Here is a 1,066-nt window from a genome sequence, read left to right on the forward strand (position 1 = left end):
TACTTGTTTTCTGACGACGAATATGATGACACATTTCAATGAGTTACATCTCATCTTAAACAAATATCTAAAGTGGAACAAGTCACATGCAAAATGTTTTACACTGATTATGCTTGCATTAATTGTAAAACAGACATGTAATCTTTCTTCTGCATCTAAAGCCTTACCCATCAAGTGCTTACCACAATCATTTTATCGACGTATACAACGCTTCTTTGCAGATCAGTATTTCGATTATCGTCAAATTTCTCAGTTAATTTTCAATATATTTTCATTCGATAAAGTCCAATTAACTTTGGATAGAACTAATTGGAAATGGGGAAAACGAGATATTAATATCTTGATGTTAGCCATCGTCTATCGTGGAATAGCGATACCTATTGTTTGGACATTGCTCAATAAACGTGGAAATTCAGATACAAAAGAGCGTATTGCTTTGATTCAACGCTTTATCTCCATTTTTGGTAAAGATCGTATTGTGAATGTGTTTGCAGACAGAGAATTTATCGGTGAGAAATGGTTTACATGGTTAATTGAAAATGACATTAACTTCTGTATACGTGTTAAAAAAACTTTATTGTGACCAATCACTTAGCCAAGAATCATAAAATTAGTGATTTATTTCGTCATCTTCAAGTTGGTCAAACTGAATGTCGTAAACGACGTATTTGGGTTGGTCGAGTGAAACTTTATATTAGTGCGCTACGATTAGAAGATGGAGAGCTTTTACTTGTTGTTTCTCCTATGTTTAATGCTTCTGCTATTCGTGATTATGCATTACGCTGGGAAATCGAAACGTTATTTAGTTGTCTCAAAGGACGTGGATTCAATCTTGAAAATACTCGTTTAACAGACCCTAGACGAGTCAAGAAATTGATAGCAGTGCTAGCTATCGGTTTCTGTTGGTGCTATTTAACAGGTGAATGGCAACATGATCGGAAAAAAGCGATAAAAATAAAGAAGCATGGACGACTTTCAGTAAGTTTATTTCGCTACGGTTTGGACTATGTTCAAATGGCTATTCTACGTTTGATTGGTTTTGGAAAAAAAGAAGAATTTAAGAAAG

At 34.2% G+C, this 1,066-nt stretch carries 1 protein-coding gene; it reads left to right on the top strand.

From position 1 onward, the window contains the following. Window positions 1–25 precede the first annotated feature (25 nt). Window positions 26–1,066 (top strand): IS4-like element ISAba33 family transposase gene (locus FTU05_RS17745; RefSeq protein ID WP_180166227.1). Its coding sequence is split into 2 segments (ribosomal slippage), with 1,042 coding nucleotides annotated over them: window positions 26–566 and window positions 566–1,066; the frame shifts between segments, so codons are not numbered across the junction. This gene is flagged as partial in the annotation.

This window comes from Acinetobacter sp. YH12049, from assembly GCF_013419875.1.
Classification (GTDB): Bacteria; Pseudomonadota; Gammaproteobacteria; order Pseudomonadales; family Moraxellaceae; genus Acinetobacter; species Acinetobacter amyesii.